Raw genomic sequence first — 16,741 nt, 5'->3', positions numbered from 1 at the left:
GCGCGGCCGCCAAGCTGAGGACATGACCAGCATCGACGTCCATGAGCTCACCAAGGAATACGGCGCGACCCGCGCAGTGGACCGCCTCACGTTCAGTGTGAGACCCGGCCGGGTCACCGGTTTCCTCGGCCCGAACGGCGCCGGCAAGTCCACCACCATGCGTCTCGTCCTCGGCCTGGACCGGCCGACCGGTGGTACGGCCACTGTCGGCGGTCAGACCTACGCCGCACTCGATCATCCGCTGCGCCGGGTCGGCGCGTTGCTCGATGCCCAGGCCGCTCACGGTTCGCGGACCGCGCGGAACCATCTGCTGGCTCTCGCGACGAGCAACGGCCTTGCTGCCAGCAGGGTCGAGGCGGTTCTGGAGGAGGCGGGGCTCGGCCGGGTCGGCGGCCACCGGATCAAGACGTTCTCGCTGGGTATGCGACAGCGCCTCGGCATAGCGGCTGCTCTGCTCGGCGAACCGGACGTCGTCATGCTGGACGAACCGTCGAACGGGCTGGATCCGGAAGGCATCATCTGGATACGGGAGCTGCTGAAACGGCTGGCCCGAGAGGGCCGCACGGTTCTTGTCTCCAGTCACCTGATGAACGAGACGTCGTCGTTCGCCGACCACCTCGTGGTCCTCGGCCGGGGCAGACTCCTTGTCGACCAGCCGATGCAGGAATTCCTCGACTCCCGCAGCCGCCCGCGCGTGCGCGTACGCACGACGGAGTCGGGTCGGCTCCGCGACGCGCTGACCGGCAAGGGACACGAGCTCGTACAGAGCGACGACGGTCGCTGGATCGTTGAGGGCACCAGGGCGGAGGAGGTCGGCGCCATCGCCGCCTTCGAGGGCATCCCCATTCTTGAACTCATCGACGAGCAGGCCACTTTGGAGCAGGCCTATCTCGAACTCACAGCCGAGGCGACGGAATTCTCGTCTGCAGCAGCGTCACCCGCTACCCGTCAGGAGGCTTGACCATGTCGACCACCGACGTGCTCCGTTCCGAGTGGATCAAGATCAGATCGGTACGGTCCGTAGCCGGTTCCTTGACGGCGGTCTTTCTGGTGACACTCGCTGTCACCCTGCTGGCCTTCGCCACCGTTGGTCAGGCCGAGGCGGAGAACTCGGACGATCTGGTCTTCGGCGCCTTCTACGCACTGAACTTCGGCCAGATCGCCGCCATCAGCTTCGGCGCCACAGCGCTCTCCTCCGAGTATCTGAATGGTGCCTTGCGGATATCGCTCGCGGCGGTGCCGCGCCGTGACCTCTTCTACGCGGCGAAGATGACCCTCATCGGCGTGCTCGCCCTGGTGGTCGGGCTCGCCACCAGCTTCACCGCGTTCCTGGTGGGCCAGATGTTCATGGGGAAGTACGCGATCGGTCTGGGCGAACCCGGGGCTCTCCGAGCCGCCTTCGGCGGCGGCATGTACCTCGCGCTCATGGCCCTGTTCGCCGCCGGCCTGACGGTGCTGCTGCGCAGTGCGGTCGCCGTCCTCAGTCTGCTCATCCCGTTCGTCCTGATCGTCTCCTTCGTGGTCGGCGACGTCGCGAGCGGCGTGGCGCTCTATCTGCCGGACCGGGCCGGACAGTTGGTACTGCACCAGAGTCCGGAGGGCAGTCTGGGGCCATGGGCAGGGCTGGCAGTCACGGCCGGCTGGGCAGGCCTCGCGCTGCTCGCCGGCTGGTGGGCGATGAGGCGCAGGGACGCCTGAGGACCGATGTCCGTGGCTTGGTGGATGCACATCGGGAGGTGGTCGCGGAAGGGGCCGGGAACGGCGCCGCCCATGCGAGAGAGGCTGAGCACCTCAAGGCTCATGCCAAAATCTTTCGTCACTGCCGGGCCGTTGACCGGCGGCGCGGCCACCGACCGTCACCTCCGCCGCATCGACGGGGTGCTCATCGAGCCTCGGATGTGAGGACGCGGTACCGCCGGCCCTGCAGCCCCCACCACCTGACCTCAATTCCCCCGAGCCCCCGCAGACCTTTGGTGCTCGCTCCCGCAGTCCGGCTCAGTCCGAATGGTTGGGAGCGGTGAAGTCAGCTGCCACGCGGAGGCGCCCGTACTCCTCGGCCATGCTCTGAGCAGTCCAGTGGGCGTTGAGTCCGCTGGGGTTGGGCAGGGCCCAGACCCGGGCACCGCCGATCGTCCGGTCCTGCGGGCCGATCTGCGCGCGACGCTCGCCGAAGGCGGTGCGGTAGGCGGTGACCCCCACTACCGCCAGCCACTGCGGGCGCAGCTGTTCGACCTTGGCCGTGAGGATCAGTCCGCCCTCGCGGAACTCCTCGGCAGCCAGTTCGTCCGCTCTCGCCGTGGCCCGGGCGACCACATTGGTGATGCCCAGACCGTAGGCCAGCAGCTCATGCTGTTCCGAGGGCTTCAACTGGCGGGGAGTGAAGCCGGACAGGTGGAGCACCGGCCAGAAGCGGTTGCCGGGGCGGGCGAAATGGTAGCCCGTGGCGCCCGTCATCAGGCTCGGGTTGATTCCGCAGAACAGCACGCGCAAGCCGCCTGCGACCACATCGGGAACGATGCGGTCGTAGGCGGCCTGGAGCTCTTCGGGTGTCATCCGGCGACGGTTCCGACTGTCAGAGGATCGAGCCCGGCGTGTATCCCGCGGCCTCGGGGTGCTGCTTGGTGATTTCCTCGATTCGGGCGACGAGCGCGGTGACCTGGTCGCCGGCCGCTCCCGTGAAGGAGAGCTTGTCAGCCATCAGCGCGTCCAGCTGCGCCCGGTCCAGCGGGATGCGGCCGTCGGCGGCGAGCTTGTCGAGCAACTCGTTGCGCTCCGTGCCCTGCTCGCGCATGGCCAGAGCGGCGGAGACGGCGTTCTCCTTGATGGCTTCATGGGCGATCTCGCGGCCGACACCGGCGCGCACCGCGCCCATCAATACCTTGGTCGTGGCGAGGAACGGCAGGTACCGGTCCAGTTCGCGGGCCACGACCGCCGGGAACGCCCCGAACTCGTCGAGCACCGTGAGGAAGGTCTCCAGCAGTCCATCGAACGCGAAGAATGCGTCCGGAAGCGCCACCCGGCGGACCACGGAGCAGGACACGTCGCCCTCGTTCCACTGGTCGCCCGCCAGCTCGCCCGTCATCGAGGCGTAGCCGCGCAGGATCACCATCAGTCCGTTGACGCGTTCGCAGGACCGGGTGTTCATCTTGTGCGGCATCGCGGACGAGCCGACCTGACCCGGCTTGAATCCCTCGGTCACCAGCTCGTGCCCGGCCATCAGCCGGATCGTCTTCGCGACCGACGAGGGCGCGGCGGCCAGCTGCACCAGTGCGGTCACGACGTCGTAGTCGAGCGAGCGGGGGTAGACCTGGCCGACCGAGGTGAAAGCCTGTCCGAAGCCGAGGTGGACGGCGATGCGCTGCTCCAGGTCGGCGAGCTTGCCGGCGTCACCGCCCAGCAGGTCGAGCATGTCCTGCGCCGTGCCGACGGGGCCCTTGATGCCCCGCAGCGGGTAGCGGCCCAGCAGGTCCTCCAGCCGGCCGTACGCCACCAGCAGCTCGTCCGCCGCGGTCGCGAAACGCTTGCCGAGCGTGGTCGCCTGGGCGGCGACATTGTGAGAGCGGCCGGCGATGACCAGCTCGCCGTATTCGCCCGCAAGCCTGCCGAGCCGGGCCAGGACGGCCACGGTGCGGTCGCGCATGAGCTCCAGCGAGAGCCGGATCTGCAGCTGCTCGACGTTCTCGGTGAGGTCCCGGGAGGTCATGCCCTTGTGGACCTGTTCGTGCCCGGCGAGAGCGTTGAACTCTTCGATCCGTGCCTTGACGTCGTGCCGGGTAACCTTCTCGCGTTCTGCGATGGAGGCGAGGTCGACCTGGTCGAGGACACGCTCGTAGTCGGTGAGGGCCGCGTCGGGTACCTCGATCCCGAGGTCCTTCTGAGCGCGCAGCACCGCCAGCCAGAGCTGGCGCTCCAGCTTCACCTTCTGCTCGGGGGACCAGAGGACGGCCAGCTCCGTGGAGGCGTAGCGGCCGGCCAGGACATTGGGGATGCGAGGCTTCGCAGACACAGCAGTCACGTGTCCAGATTCTACTGGTGGTTTCTGCAGGCCAGCGCCGTGGTCCGGTTTGTGGCTTACGACAAACGCGGCTGCTCGTGCGAGAGGGTCCGTCCCGCAGCGGTCTGGTTGAGGGACCGGGGCGGTCGCCATTCAGCGACTCGGACGGTGCGGGCGCCCGCCCTTGCGGATGCCGTAGGCAGCCGCGCCGACCAGCACCACGCACGCGCCCGACAGAACCGAATGCAGGGGAAGCGTGAATGCCAGGACCAGGCAGCCCGCCATGCCGAGGGCCGGCACGGCGCGCAAAGGGCGGCCCTCGGACGGCGTGAGGGTCCAGGCGGCCGCGTTGGCGACGGCGTAATACAGCAGGACGCCGAACGAGGAGAACCCGATCGCGCCCCGCACATCGCCGGTGGCGGCTACGAGGGCCGCGATCGCGCCTACGGCCAGTTCTGCGCGGTGCGGGACGGCGAACCGGGGATGGACGGTGGCCAGGGCGCGCGGCAGGTGGCGGTCGCGGGCCATGGCCAGCGTCGTACGCGAGACGCCGAGGAGGAGGGCGAGCAGGGAACCCAGTGCGGCAAGTGCCGCACCGATGCGGACCACCGGCGCCAGATCGGACGCGCCGGCCGCACGGACCGCGTCCGCCAACGGCGCTGAGGCGTCGGCGAGCCGTGCAGGCCCGAGCACCGACAGTAGCGCGACGGCCACCGCCGTGTACACGATCAAGGTGATACCCAGAGCAAGAGGGATGGCACGGGGGATCGTGCGGGCCGGGTCGCGGACCTCCTCACCCAGCGTGGCGATGCGGGCGTATCCGGCGAAGGCGAAGAACAGCAGCCCAGCCGCCTGCAGCACCCCGCCCGCCGTGGCGTCCGCCCCGGGCGCCAGCCGGGACGGCTCGATCGCGTCGCTGGTCAGACACGTGGTGACGACGGCGGCCAGGACTGCGAGGACCACCGTCACGAGCACTCTGGTCAGCCACGCGGATTTCTGCACGCCCAAGTAGTTCACGGTGGTGAGAGCCACCACGGCGCCGACCGCCACCGCATGGGCCTGGCCCGGCCAGGCGTAGGCGCCGACTGTCAGCGCCATGGCTGCGCACGAGGCGGTTTTGCCGACGACGAAGCTCCAGCCGGCCAGGTAGCCCCAGAAATTTCCCAGCCGCTCACGCCCGTAGACGTACGTCCCGCCAGAGGCCGGATAGCGGGCGGCGAGTCGCGCGGAGGACGTCGCATTGCAGTACGCCACGACCGCGGCCACGCCCAGACCGATCAGGAGCCCCGATCCGGCAGCCCCGGCGGCGGGTGCCGACGCGGCGAAGACACCGGCCCCGATCATCGACCCCAGCCCGATGACCACCGCGTCGAAAACACCCAGTCGCCGTCCGAGTGCACCGCCGTCGGACACGTCACCGCCGCCGGACCCGTCAGCGCCGACCGCACCACCGCCCGGCGCACTCGCCACGCCACTCACCCTTTGCCTCCACTCGCAGCCGCTGTCCGTAGGGGCGCACCGTACAGACCGAAAGTGACGAGGCGGTGGCCTCGCCCATGCACAGCGGGAGCCTCTCGGGTGAGGCCAAGCGGCTCCGGGGTTCGTGTGCGGGAAAGGACGGGAGTCACGGGGCCGGGTTCAGCCCGATCCGGGTCCCCGTGGACGAACCGAGTGCCGACGCTCCGTAAGAGGAGGCCGGTGTCGATGCCCGAGGCGCTGGTGTTACCGATCTGCGGGATCGTGCGCCCTCGGCGGCGAGGTCGTTGTGCAGGCCATGGGCCAGGAACGCAGCCCGGCTAGGGCGATGCCGGAGTTGCTCATGCCCGGGATGGGCAAAAGTGCGGTGGTGCCAGTGGTGAACAGCAGGGCGCCGTCGTGGGCCTCACGCATGGCAGGCAGGACCTCGTTGGCCGCGGTGAGAGCGCCGCTGACGAGCATCTCGAACATGGGACGCACGGATTCGGGGAAAGCCTGCGCACCACGGTCTACGCCCTGGCCCGATAGGTCACCGAACACAACAGTGAGACGCGCTTCGGTGCCGCGCGCCACCGTGGACGGCATCATGGCGTGGATCAAGTCTCCGCCCATCCGCGTATCGCCATTGGCTGATGCGGCGTGGACGGCCCACGTGTGAGAGGGGTGGTGGGTTGTATGGCTGGCTGGAACTCGCCGTATGAGAACAGACACGTCCGATACCTGTGATGCTTTCCGGCCGTCCGGCGCTTGGGCAGGCATGGAGATTGATCTTGAGAAGCTTCCTCCGGCGTCGGAAATGCGGGCCTATGTCACGTGCTTCGTCGCGCAGTTGACCGAGCGGAACCGGCTGCCGCTCAACTACTCCGTGGTCAGCCTGCGGCTCGTCGACCTGATCGTCGACGGGCTGCGGCACAGCCGGCCGGAGCGGGGGCAGGTCGAGCCGTTTCTGCGGGGGCTGGGCGCGTACACCGGTGAGGTCATGGTGCGCCGGGCAGGCGGCCGGTGGGTGGACCTCGACGACGGCCAGCGGGAGTTGTTCGGACAGCCGGCGGGCGTTCGCATGCCCGACGGGCGGGTCTGGAACCCGATCGGGAAGGTGGCGAACCGATTTGAGTCGGCGTCGGAGGAGTCGCTCCAGCGCTTCTACCTCTTGCTGCACGGGCGCGCCCGCCGCCCCATCGCCGCCCTGTGACCTGGGCGTATCCGGACTTGCGCAGCGGATCGCCCCCGCATCGCGAACTCCCTGGCTGTGACAATTCTGTGTGCCGTCACGCAGAGGTAGTCGAGGGGTGTACGGGCCGAGGGCCCGGTGAGCCGTGCTGGGGCGGTATACATCGGACGAAGTCGGTACGAAGAGGAAAGTGTGGCCAAGGGCGGAGAACAGCGCCGCGGGGAGACGGACGACGCCGAGCTCGGCGTCGCGGTGGAGCGCGCTCAGCAAGGTGACGAGGAAGCCTTTGCCGCGGCGTACCGGCTCGTCCATCCCGGGCTGCTCGGCTACGTACGGGGACTGGTCGGCGAGGACGGCGAGGACGTGGCCTCCGACGCCTGGCTGGAGATATCCCGTGACCTCGGACGATTCCGTGGGGATGGGGCGGGGTTTCGTGGCTGGACCGCGACGATCGCCCGGCACCGGGCGCTGGACCACTTGCGCAAGCAGCGACGGCGGCCGCGCACCGCACTTCTGGAGCAGGACATCCTCGAACTGCCGGACAGTCAGGACACCGCCGGTTCCGCCCTGGAGGCGCTCTCCACCCAGCAGGCGCTCGCACTCATCCGCGGATTGCCGAGGGAGCAGGCGGAAGCTGTTCTGCTGCGTGTCGTCGTCGGCCTCGACGGTCCCGCGACGGCGCGGGTGCTCGGCAAGCGTGTGGGCGCGGTACGCACCTCCGCCCACCGTGGACTGAAGAGACTGGCCGAGCATCTGGGCTCAACAGGGTTGGGCAGTGTGACGTCTGCATCACACCGCACGCTGAGAGATGAGACATGAGAGATGAATCGCCACGGGCGACCGATGCGCCGGTATCCCGCGAAGTGGCCGCTCTGCTGGCAGCCGTGCAACGTTCCGGTGAGACCGGCCCCGTAGCCGAAGAGCGGGCGCTCGATGCCTTCCGGGCGGCGCGCGACGAGGGGGCACTCGCACCCGTGTCGCCGCTGCGGCGCCGCAGGCGCGACGACTGGCGACCGGTCGAGCGGCTGCGCTTCGTGCGCTCGGCGCGGGCGATGATCGCCGGCTTCGCGGCCGCCGCGACTCTCGGCGGGGTCGCGGTGGCCGCAGGTTCGGGTGCGATGCCGACGCCGTTCGATGACGATGGGCGCGACCGGACGCGTCCCGCACGCCCCGCGAGGAGTGCCTCCACCGCACCCGACGCGCCCGGTAGCCCCCAGTCAGGTGCGCCGACTCCCGCCGCAGACCGTACACAACAGGGGCCGACCGATCCGCCGGGTGCCGGTCGCTCCGCCGGCCACCCGGACCAGGCACAGGACGACGAGGCGCACTGTCGTGCCTACCGCGTGGCTCAGGGCAGGGGAAAGGCCGCGGACGCTACGGCCTTCGACCGCCTGGAGGCCGCGGCCGGTGGTGCATCGGCGGTGCCGGGCTACTGCGACGGGCTTCTCGGTCCCAAGACATCGAAGGAGAAGGGCCGGACCGACAAGGGCAAGCCGGAGGCACCAGACCTGGGCAGACCTCGGAATCGGTGAAGGGCGCCCGGAACGGCGCCCGGAGCGACTCCACCGGACGCTGAAAGAGGCCCTGGACGGGAAGTTCACCCCCGGTGAGGCACAACCACACTGTCATGGCTGGGGTTTGGTCAGGAACGCTTCAGACTGGACAGCCCTTGGTGACCTGGCGAAGGGGCCCGCACCTCTCGGCCGACAGCTGCAGCAGCTGCCACGCCTGACGCATCGCCCATTCGAGCACGCGGCAGCCCTCGACGCCCGGTTGTCAGAGCCGGGCGGTTGACCGTCTTTCATGAACCGACAGGAACTGTTCTCGGTGGTCCGGGCTCTCGCTTGGCCGGACACCAGACACCGGACACCGTGACCGGCAAACACTGCCGGTCACGGCCCTAGCCGGCGCCGTCCACACGGCGCCACGTCGCGACCGGGCCCGGGGCGAGGACGTCCTGAGGGGTGACCCAGAATGCCTTCCCCAGCTCGGCGCTGAACTGGGCGCCGGTCCGTCCGTCCCCGGACGACCGGCCGGTCAGACGCCGCCCTATCCACGGCGCCAGATGCTGCCGCGCGAAGCGGAGGTCGTCGACGCGCCGTATCGCCCACCGCGGGGGCACCGCGGCGGGGAGCGGCGTCTGCCAGTCGTGCTCCGGCGGCAGTCCGAGCCTCTGCCAGACTGCCTCGGCCACCCTTCGGTGTCCCTCGGCCGTCAGATGCAGCCGGTCGACGTCCCACAACTGGGGATCGCCGAGTGCCGGTGCCCCGTACAGATCGACGACCAGCGCACCGTGGCGGTCCGCCAACTCGCCGACCAGGGAGAACAGCTCCTCCATGCGGGGGCGGAAGCGCTCCATGACCGGTCCGTTGCGGCCGGGGCTGCGCATCAGCACGAGCTTCTTGCACGACGGCGCGAGGCGCTCCACGGCTTCTTCCAGCTGACCGCGCACCATGCCCATGTCGCACTTGGGCCGCAGGGTGTCGTTGAGACCGCCGACCAGCGTGACGACGTCCGCCTGCATGGCGGCGGCCGCATCGACCTGCTCGGCCACGATCTGGCGGATCAGCTTGCCGCGCACGGCGAGATTCGCGTACCGGAACCCCGGGGAGAGGACGGCGAGCCGGCCCGCGAGGACATCGGCCCAGCCGCGGTACGAGCCGTCGGGCAGCAGGTCCGACATGCCCTCGGTGAATGAGTCGCCGACCGCGACAAGACTGGTGTACGAGGCATTCATTTCCATGGCCTTGCGATCGTATCGCGGTGAGGTCCGGCCCCTTCCGGGCGGCGACGCCCCCGCGTCCGGTGGCGGGGGCAGTCGCTGAAAGCCGGCCGCACAGGACCTGCGCGAAGGCGATCAGCAGGGCCGACCGGACGAGGCCGTCGCGGTCTGCAGCCCGGTCGGCAACAGGCCGGGAGTTCGCGTGAGGAGCCCTACGGCCAGGGCGAATGATCAGAGTGCGGTGGAGACTGCCGCGGTCCGTCAGCCTGTCCCGGCCTTCCGGCCGGCCACGTGGAGCCCCCCGCCACGTGGCCTCGCCGCTCGCGCCCCCGTCGCGCGCCACGCCGGTGAGCGCTGTCGTGTACCCCCGCCGCGTACCCCAGGTCCGTCCGTCAGCGTGCCTGCGGCCGTCCGACCAGCTCGCGCAGCACATCCTCCATCGTGACCATGCCGGCGAGCCTGTCGTCCTCGTCGAGCACTGCCGCCAGATGCGTACGGCTCCGGCGCATCGCGGTCAGTACGTCGTCGAGGGGCGTCGCCGCCCGCACCCGGGCGATCGGCCGCATCGCCGTGACCGGGAACGGATCATCACGCGGCGCGGCGTCGAGGGCATCCTTCACATGGAGGTACCCCAGGATCCGCTGCTCGCTGTCCAGCACCGGGAAGCGCGAGAATCCGGTCTCGGCCGAGAGCCGTTCCAGCTCCTCGGGCGTCGTCCCGACCCGGGCGTAGACCACCTCCTCCACCGGCAGCACGACATCCCGTACCGGGCGACGGCCCAGCTCAAGTGCGTGGTGCAGCCGCTCGGCGGCGCGGTCGTCGACCAGGCCGGCGTCACCGGCGTCCTGTACCAGCCGCGCCAGCTCGTCGTCGGAGAACGTCGAGGACACCTCGTCCTTCGTCTCCACCCGCAGCAGCTTCAGCAGGGTGTTGGCGAAGGTGTTGACCGTGAAGATCACCGGGCGCAGTGCCCTGGCGAGGGTGACCAGCGGTGGACCGAGCAACAGCACGGTCCGTACCGGCTCGGCCAGTGCGACGTTCTTCGGGACCATCTCGCCGAGCAGCATGTGCAGATACGTCGCCAAGGACAGTGCGATCACGAACGAGATCGGATGGACCAGTCCGTGCGGCACGCCAACGACGTCGAAGACCGGCTCCAGCAGATGCGCGATGGCCGGTTCGGCGACGATACCGAGGACCAGCGTGCAGAGAGTGATGCCGAGCTGCGCCGCCGCGAGGAGCGCCGACACATGTTCCAGACCCCAGATGACGCTTCGCGCACGCCGGTTCCCGGCCTCCGCCTGGGGCTCGATCTGGCTGCGGCGCACGGAGATCAGCGCGAACTCCGCGCCGACGAAGAACGCGTTGACGACCAGGGTCAACAGACCGATGAAGAGCTGGACGGTAGTCATCGTCCGTCCTCCGTCTCGTCGTCGGAGCCGGGCAGCGGAGCGTGCAGCAGCGCCCGTGCGGCGCGGCGCCCGGAGGCGTCCACGACGTCGAGCCGCCAGCCGGCCAGCTCGATGCAGTCACCGACGACAGGGATCCGGCCCACTTCCGTGGCGATCAGTCCGGCGAGCGTCTCGTACGGTCCGTCCGGCACCCGCAGTCCGATCGCCCGCAACTGGTCCATGCGGGCGGCGCCGTCGGCCGACCACAGGGTGCGCCCGTCGGCGTCCTCGCCGGCCGGTGCGAGGTCCGGCGTCTCGTGCGGGTCGTGTTCGTCGCGCACCTCGCCGACGACCTCCTCGACGATGTCCTCCAGCGTCACGACACCGGCCGTGCCGCCGTACTCGTCAATGACGACGGCCATCGGGAACTTGCTGGACAACCTGTCGAGCAGCCGGTCCACCGTGAGGCTCTCCGGTACGAGCAGGGGCTCGCGCAAAATCTCCGACACGCGCTTGCGGTGCCTCTCCTCGGCCGGGATCGCCAGGACGTCCTTGATGTGCGCGACACCGACGACGGTGTCGAGGCTGCCCCGGTAGACGGGGAATCGGGAAAGTCCGGTCGCCCGGGTGGCATTGGCGACGTCCTCCGCGGTCGCCTGCACCTCCAGCGCGGTGACCTGCACCCGCGGGGTCATCACGTTCTCCGCGGTCAGTTCGGCCAGATTGAGGGTGCGGACGAAAAGCTCCGCGGTGTCCGCCTCCAGCGCGCCCGCCTTGGCCGAGTGGCGGGCGAGCGCCACGAGCTCCTGCGGGCTGCGGGCGGAGGCCAGCTCTTCGGCCGGTTCGAGACCGAAGCGGCGCACGATCCGGTTGGCCGTGTTGTTGAGGTGGCTGATGAAGGGCCGGAAGATCGCGGTGAAGGCACGCTGGGGGGTGGCCACGGCCTTCGCCATGGCGAGCGGCGAGGAGATCGCCCAGTTCTTCGGGACGAGTTCACCGACGACCATCAGGAAGACCGTGGACAGTGCCGTCCCGAGTACCAGCGCCAGCGAGGACGAGACGCTCGGGGACAGGCCGATGGCCTCCACCGGACCGCGGATCAGCTTCGCGATCGACGGTTCGGAGAGCATGCCGACGACCAGATTGGTGACGGTGATGCCGAGCTGTGCGCCGGAGAGCTGGAAGGTGAGACTGCGCACCGCCTTCATGGCGCTCGCCGCGCCCCGTTCACCCCGCTCCACGGCCCGTTCGAGCTGGCCGCGCTCGACCGTGGTCAGAGAGAACTCGGCGGCGACGAAGGCACCGCAGGCGAGCGAGAGCAGGACCGCCACGAGCAGCAGAAGCACTTCGGTCATCGGTTCACCTCCGTCCCATGATCGGGCAGGGGCAGGAGGCTCGCCTGGTGTCGGCGATGTCGGCTACTGGGAGGCTCGCCCATGGGCGGACGCTCACACCTTTCGGAAGGGGGTGGTGCTATGAACACCCATGTTAAAGGACGGGCAAAGTTGCGCCGCGTGTAGGTGATCTCCGTGAGTGCCCGAGCCCCGGTCTCAGTCCTTGAGATGCTTCACCCAGCGGCTCCACTGCGGCTCGGGCGCATACCCCGCCGCGTGCCAGGCGTGGTGCGCGGACTCGTTGCGGTTCAGCACCATGGCATCGCCCCGCCGTCCGCCCAGCTGTACGAATCGTTCCTCCGCCGCCGCCAGCAGTGTCCGGCCGACGCCCTGCCGCCGCTGGTCCGGATGGACCGCGAGCCGATAGAGGTGACACCGCCAGCCGTCGAAGCCTGCGATCACGGTTCCGGCCAGCTCGCCGGAACGTTCCGCCAGGATGAGGGCTCCCGGGTCGCGGGCGACCAGCCGTTCGACGCCGTGCCGGTCGTCGCTGATGCTGATGCCTTCCGCCGCCACTTTCCAGAAGGCGAGGACGGCGTCGAGGTCGGCCGATGCTGCTGCGCGGATTGCGAGGTCATTCATGTCCGTACCCCATCACCGGGCCCGCTGCCCGTCGAACGAATTCCGCCATGCGGTCAGCTCCCCGCGAGTTCCTGGAGGACCGGGGCGAACGCCTCCATGTTCGGCTCCAGCACCGTCAGGTAGGAGAAGCCGTAGCGCTCCCGCTGTTCTCTGAGCTGTTCGGCCATCTGCCGGACCGTGCCCACCGTGACCAGCGGCAGGGCCAGTACCTGGTCCTCGTCGAGGTGAGGTGTCTTCGGCAGCACTTCGCGCGCGGCCGCACGACGGTCGTGGGTGGCCTGGACGTGCTGGATCAGCAGATTCAGTTCGGCTGGGCTCTCCCGTCCTGCGGCGAATCGCCGGTAGGCGGCGACGCGCCCGTCGAGCTGCTCGGCGGTGAGGGGCGTGAGCGTGCCGTTCCGGTCGCCGACGGCCCCTGTGAACGCGACGATCTCAGCAAACTGTGCCGCCAGCCGCAGGACCCGGTCCCCGTTCCCGCCGATCAGCAAGGGCGGCCGGGGCTTCTGCGCGGAGCTCGGCGGCCAGGTGTCGTCGCGCAGCAGGCGGTCCAACTCCTCGACCGTATGCCGCAGATGATCCACCCGGCCGCCCGGGGAGAGGAACTCGATGCCCGCCCGGTCGTGCTCCTCGCGGACGTATCCGGTCCCGATCCCCAGTTCCAGGCGTCCCTCGGTCAGCGCATCCGTACTGGCCGCCTCGCGGGCCAGCAGCGTCGGATTCCAGAAGGCGGCATTCAGTACGAAGGTGCCGACACGGGGCCGCTCCGTGGCCTCCGCGGCGGCCACCAGTGCGGGGAAAGGAGCCGGCATGCCCAGATGGTCGGGGACCAGGATGACGTCGTAGCCGAGTTCCTCCGCGCGGCGGCATCGGGCGCGCCACTCGTGCCCACCGGTCGGCGTCAGCATGTTTACTCCGAATCGAAACGGCCTTGCCATGAACTCTCCTTGCGTCGGGACATTCGATGGACGGCCCATCTACTCTGCCAAGGGCGAGCCGCATCTGTACGCCGAATCGCTCCCCTTGCCGGTGCTAGCAATCCCGCGCTAGCTTGGTGGAGTGCCCAAGACTCAGCTGAACGTACGAGTGGACGAGGCCACCGCCGAGGCCGCGCGGCAGCGCGCGCTGCAGAGGGGGATGAGCGTGAACCGCTACATAGAGGAGCTCGTCAAACAGGATGCGGGCGAAGTCGGACACACCTTTGTCGAAGCGGCTGCCGACTTCATGAAGCAGTACGAGTCGGTGTTCGCCGAGGAGTTCGGCCCGGAGCGCAAAGGTAACCGTTGAACCTCAGGATCGACCTTTCCTGGCTGCTCATGGTCGCCGAGCACAAGACGCCCGGTGACCCGCAGGTCGTCGACTGGGGTGCGCTCGTCGCCGCGGTCGCCCGTCATGAGGCGGAGATCTTCGGCAGCCCCGTCTACAGCGATCCGTACTCCAGGGCTGCCGCGCTCCTGCAGTTGCTCCTCCATGTCCCCGCGCTCGAACACTCCAACGCGATGTTCGGCTCAGCCGTCGCGTACGGCTACCTCGTCGCCTCCGGGCTGAAGGTCATCACCTCGCCCGAGCAGGTGCGCGACCTGGCCCGGCTGGTCAAGGAGGGCAAGGCCGATGTCCGGGCCATCGCCGACGAACTGCGTCAGTGGAGTCTATGAATCCTTTTGTGTGAGATCCCTGGACTAGGATCTTCCGTCGTGAATCATCGTTAACGTCCGTCTCATGACACACATAAGGAACATGCGTGCGAGACGGTTGACGGTCGTGGGCGCGGCGGCGGCCCTGGTGCTCGGAGTCGGCGGAGCGATCGCCGTCGCTGCGCCGGACGACGGCTCTGCCGGTCCGACCCCTGTCCCCACCGCGCCGTCCGAGCCCGACCCCAGCACGGACGGCGGCGGCACGGACGGCGGCGGCTCCGCTGGCGGCAGCGTGAGCGGTTCAGGCGGCGGCGGCCCCAGCTCGAGCGATGCGCCGAGCCCGACCGGAGCCCCGGACCCCACAGTCGGTCCGGATCCCACCGGCAGCCCCGCACCCAGCGAACCGGCGAGCCTCGACGACCTGGAGAGGCGGATCGACGAGCTCGACAAGAAGATCGACGAGCTGCCTACGAAGAAGGACCTCGCCGACGCGCTGCGGGCGCTCGCGGACCGGCTGGAGCAGGACGACTAGGGCGTGTTTCGAACGTAGCGTCGTCCGTCCGTAGGGCGGGCCGGGCGTGTCTGGTGCGTGCGATCGTAAGGCGGAGGGTCGCCCCGATACTGGGTGTATCGGGGCGAGCCCGACAACGCAGCGAGCGTGCGGGCCAGGCGTCGCCTGGCAGGCGGGACTTTCGAAACACGCCCTAGCCGGGACCGGCAGTGTTCGCCCCGTGACGCCGCCCCCCATTGCCGGCCGGTCTTATGGCCAACGCGGCGAGTGGACGTGCTGGGCGGCGCGACGGGGCAAGGCTTGCAGGGAGGGGCGCTGGGGGCCTGATCCGAAGGACAGGCCCGCACGCCTCAGGAGGCGTCCACCACGGTAGTCCGGCGGGCCACGCCCAGCACGCACGCTGAGGTGGGGAGCCGGATCCCCGAGTCCGGCATCTTCACCTTGCGGTACGTCTCCACCACGAACCCGGCCTCCTCGATCGCGGTGAGCGTGTCCCGCGCCGTATGGCACCCGCCGCCCAGCAGCGGCCACACCGTGCGGTCCAGTGCCTGCTGCACCGTCGCCATGGCGCGGTCATCGGCCCGCACATGCTCGAAGAAGCGCAGCTCCCCGCCGGGACGCAGCACCCGCTCGATCTCCGCGAGCGACCGCTCGACATTCCGTACGGTGCACAGCACCAGTGACGCGACGGCCCCGTCGAACGCCTCGCTCTTCACCGGCAGCGCCTCCGCGGTACCCGGCACGACATCCACCGGAATACCGGCACGCAGCGCGGACCGTACCGCCAACTGCCGCAGGCTGTGCTCGGGTTCGATCGCCACCACTTCGGAGACGGCGGGCGGATAGTGGGCGAAGTTCAGGCCGTTTCCCACACCGATCTCGATGATGCGTCCGGACAGGCCGGCGAGCAGTTCCGAGCGAATGGCGGCCATCCCGGCCCTGGTCTCCGCCGCCACACTCATGCGGGCGTAGAACCGGGCGAAGACCGGGTGGTGCACCGCGTCCTTCGGGATCTTCGTGCTCCGCAGATGCATACGGACCTCCTCGACAGGGCCGGCTGCACCGGACGGCTCGGTCGGGCCGGGCCGCCCGACCGGAGCTGCCCGACGTGAGAAATCCGGCCGGTAAAGTACGGCTCCTTTGATTCTGCCCCGTCCAGGGCCACTCAGCCGCTAGTCGGCGGTCCGGTTCCCGCCCAACTCCGTGGTCAGCCAACTCGCCGCCCTGGCACGGAATTCGGCGGGTGTGAGGGTGCCCGCGCCCGCCGGTACGGTGCCCAGCAGTGGCGCGCCCGCCGCCACCGGCAGATCGACGAGATTGCAGCGCGCGGCCAGATCCGGTTCGGTGGGCATGCTGCCCACGACCACGCCCAGGCACTCCAGCCCGCGAGCCCGCAGTGCCTCCGAGGTCAGCGCGGTGGAATTGAGCGTGCCGAGCCCGGCGGGTGCCACGACCAGGACCGGAGCGCCGAGCAGCCGCGCCGCGTCCGCGAGCGTGGCGCCTTCGTCGTCGAACCGTACGAGCAGCCCTCCCGCGCCCTCGACCAGCACCAGATCGTGCTCGGTGGCCAGTTTCTCGGCTGCCTCCGCGACCTGTTCCGGGCGCACGGGCGCCAGGCCCGCCCGCCGCGCGGCCGTGTCCGGCGCCAACGGCTCGGGGAACCGGGCCAGTTCGAGGCCGGTCACCGCCTCGCCGGCAAGCCTGCGCACCTCGAAGACATCGCCCGGCTCGTCCGGCGCAACGCCCGTCTGGGCAGGCTTGAGCACGGCCACCGAGCGCCCGGCGGCGACCGCCACTGCGGCCACGGCCGCCGTGACGACCGTCTTACCGATCTCCGTACCCGTACCGCTCACCATCAGTACCGACATC

19 protein-coding genes are annotated in these 16,741 nt (G+C 69.7%); 8 read left to right on the top strand and 11 right to left on the bottom strand.

From position 1 onward, the window contains the following. Nucleotides 1-22 precede the first annotated feature (22 nt). Nucleotides 23-961, top strand: coding sequence for an ATP-binding cassette domain-containing protein (locus AB0N06_RS09210; protein WP_366134061.1), 939 nt, complete (start codon nt 23-25; stop codon nt 959-961). 2 nt (nt 962-963) lie between these two features. Further along, a complete protein-coding gene (locus AB0N06_RS09205; RefSeq protein WP_366134060.1) occupies nt 964-1,698 on the top strand; it encodes an ABC transporter permease in 735 nt (244 codons plus the stop codon). A 297-nt stretch (nt 1,699-1,995) separates the two neighbouring features. Here the strand turns inward: AB0N06_RS09205 and mug are convergent, their stop codons facing one another. The 4 genes from mug to AB0N06_RS09185 all read right to left on the bottom strand — a co-directional run bounded on the left by mug (nt 1,996) and on the right by AB0N06_RS09185 (nt 5,941). Then, complete coding sequence (gene mug / locus AB0N06_RS09200) at nt 1,996-2,553, bottom strand: G/U mismatch-specific DNA glycosylase (protein ID WP_366134059.1); 558 nt, start codon at nt 2,551-2,553, stop codon at nt 1,996-1,998. A gap of 19 nt (nt 2,554-2,572) precedes the next feature. Beyond that, nucleotides 2,573-4,015, bottom strand: coding sequence for an adenylosuccinate lyase (purB, locus tag AB0N06_RS09195; protein ID WP_366134057.1), 1,443 nt, complete (start codon nt 4,013-4,015; stop codon nt 2,573-2,575). A gap of 132 nt (nt 4,016-4,147) precedes the next feature. After that, the gene (locus AB0N06_RS09190) at nt 4,148-5,407 is read right to left on the bottom strand and encodes an APC family permease (protein ID WP_366134147.1); all 1,260 of its coding nucleotides are present in this window, start codon (nt 5,405-5,407) and stop codon (nt 4,148-4,150) included. A gap of 309 nt (nt 5,408-5,716) precedes the next feature. Further along, complete coding sequence (locus tag AB0N06_RS09185) at nt 5,717-5,941, bottom strand: hypothetical protein (protein WP_366134056.1); 225 nt, start codon at nt 5,939-5,941, stop codon at nt 5,717-5,719. A gap of 286 nt (nt 5,942-6,227) precedes the next feature. On the opposite strand from AB0N06_RS09185, the gene AB0N06_RS09180 reads away from it, so the two are divergent. From AB0N06_RS09180 to AB0N06_RS09170, 3 genes are all read left to right on the top strand, one after another. Next, nucleotides 6,228-6,662: a hypothetical protein gene (locus AB0N06_RS09180; protein ID WP_366134055.1), complete on the top strand. Its 435-nt coding sequence runs from the start codon at nt 6,228-6,230 to the stop codon at nt 6,660-6,662. 171 nt (nt 6,663-6,833) lie between these two features. Continuing rightward, nucleotides 6,834-7,460 carry an RNA polymerase sigma factor gene (locus AB0N06_RS09175; RefSeq protein ID WP_366134054.1) on the top strand — a complete coding sequence of 209 codons (627 nt, stop codon included), beginning with the start codon at nt 6,834-6,836 and terminating at the stop codon, nt 7,458-7,460. After that, complete coding sequence (locus AB0N06_RS09170) at nt 7,457-8,173, top strand: hypothetical protein (protein WP_366134053.1); 717 nt, start codon at nt 7,457-7,459, stop codon at nt 8,171-8,173. The genes AB0N06_RS09175 and AB0N06_RS09170 overlap by 4 nt, the downstream gene beginning before the upstream one ends. Before the next feature lie 368 nt (nt 8,174-8,541). Here the strand turns inward: AB0N06_RS09170 and AB0N06_RS09165 are convergent, their stop codons facing one another. From AB0N06_RS09165 to AB0N06_RS09145, 5 genes are all read right to left on the bottom strand, one after another. Further along, the gene (locus AB0N06_RS09165) at nt 8,542-9,384 is read right to left on the bottom strand and encodes an SGNH/GDSL hydrolase family protein (RefSeq protein ID WP_366134052.1); all 843 of its coding nucleotides are present in this window, start codon (nt 9,382-9,384) and stop codon (nt 8,542-8,544) included. 371 nt (nt 9,385-9,755) lie between these two features. Then, complete coding sequence (locus tag AB0N06_RS09160) at nt 9,756-10,775, bottom strand: hemolysin family protein (RefSeq protein WP_366134051.1); 1,020 nt, start codon at nt 10,773-10,775, stop codon at nt 9,756-9,758. Next, nucleotides 10,772-12,109 carry a hemolysin family protein gene (locus tag AB0N06_RS09155; protein WP_366134050.1) on the bottom strand — a complete coding sequence of 446 codons (1,338 nt, stop codon included), beginning with the start codon at nt 12,107-12,109 and terminating at the stop codon, nt 10,772-10,774. Before AB0N06_RS09155 ends, AB0N06_RS09160 begins: the two co-directional genes overlap by 4 nt. A 195-nt stretch (nt 12,110-12,304) precedes the next feature. Then, complete coding sequence (locus tag AB0N06_RS09150; RefSeq protein WP_366134049.1) at nt 12,305-12,730, bottom strand: GNAT family N-acetyltransferase; 426 nt, start codon at nt 12,728-12,730, stop codon at nt 12,305-12,307. A gap of 53 nt (nt 12,731-12,783) precedes the next feature. Beyond that, entirely contained in the window at nt 12,784-13,665 is an 882-nt protein-coding gene (locus tag AB0N06_RS09145) for an LLM class F420-dependent oxidoreductase (protein ID WP_366134048.1), read from the bottom strand. A 121-nt stretch (nt 13,666-13,786) separates the two neighbouring features. Between AB0N06_RS09145 and AB0N06_RS09140 the strand changes: the two genes are divergently transcribed. From AB0N06_RS09140 to AB0N06_RS09130, 3 genes are all read left to right on the top strand, one after another. Then, nucleotides 13,787-14,014 carry a hypothetical protein gene (locus tag AB0N06_RS09140; RefSeq protein WP_024493431.1) on the top strand — a complete coding sequence of 76 codons (228 nt, stop codon included), beginning with the start codon at nt 13,787-13,789 and terminating at the stop codon, nt 14,012-14,014. After that, nucleotides 14,011-14,382, top strand: a complete 372-nt coding sequence (locus tag AB0N06_RS09135) for a fic family toxin-antitoxin system, toxin component (RefSeq protein WP_366134047.1) — start codon at nt 14,011-14,013, stop codon at nt 14,380-14,382. The genes AB0N06_RS09140 and AB0N06_RS09135 overlap by 4 nt, the downstream gene beginning before the upstream one ends. A gap of 64 nt (nt 14,383-14,446) precedes the next feature. Next, nucleotides 14,447-14,893, top strand: coding sequence for a hypothetical protein (locus tag AB0N06_RS09130; protein ID WP_366134046.1), 447 nt, complete (start codon nt 14,447-14,449; stop codon nt 14,891-14,893). 329 nt (nt 14,894-15,222) lie between these two features. Here the strand turns inward: AB0N06_RS09130 and AB0N06_RS09125 are convergent, their stop codons facing one another. Next, nucleotides 15,223-15,906 (bottom strand): methyltransferase domain-containing protein, encoded by a 684-nt coding sequence (locus AB0N06_RS09125; protein ID WP_366134045.1) that lies wholly within the window; start codon nt 15,904-15,906, stop codon nt 15,223-15,225. 138 nt (nt 15,907-16,044) lie between these two features. Beyond that, nucleotides 16,045-16,740: a dethiobiotin synthase gene (gene bioD, locus AB0N06_RS09120; RefSeq protein WP_366134044.1), complete on the bottom strand. Its 696-nt coding sequence runs from the start codon at nt 16,738-16,740 to the stop codon at nt 16,045-16,047. Nucleotide 16,741 lies beyond the last annotated feature (1 nt).

This window comes from Streptomyces sp. NPDC051020 (genome assembly GCF_040683105.1).
Lineage (GTDB): Bacteria > Actinomycetota > Actinomycetes > Streptomycetales > Streptomycetaceae > Streptomyces.
Note: the sequence above shows the minus strand (reverse complement) of the source record. Positions and strands in the feature narration are given on the sequence as shown.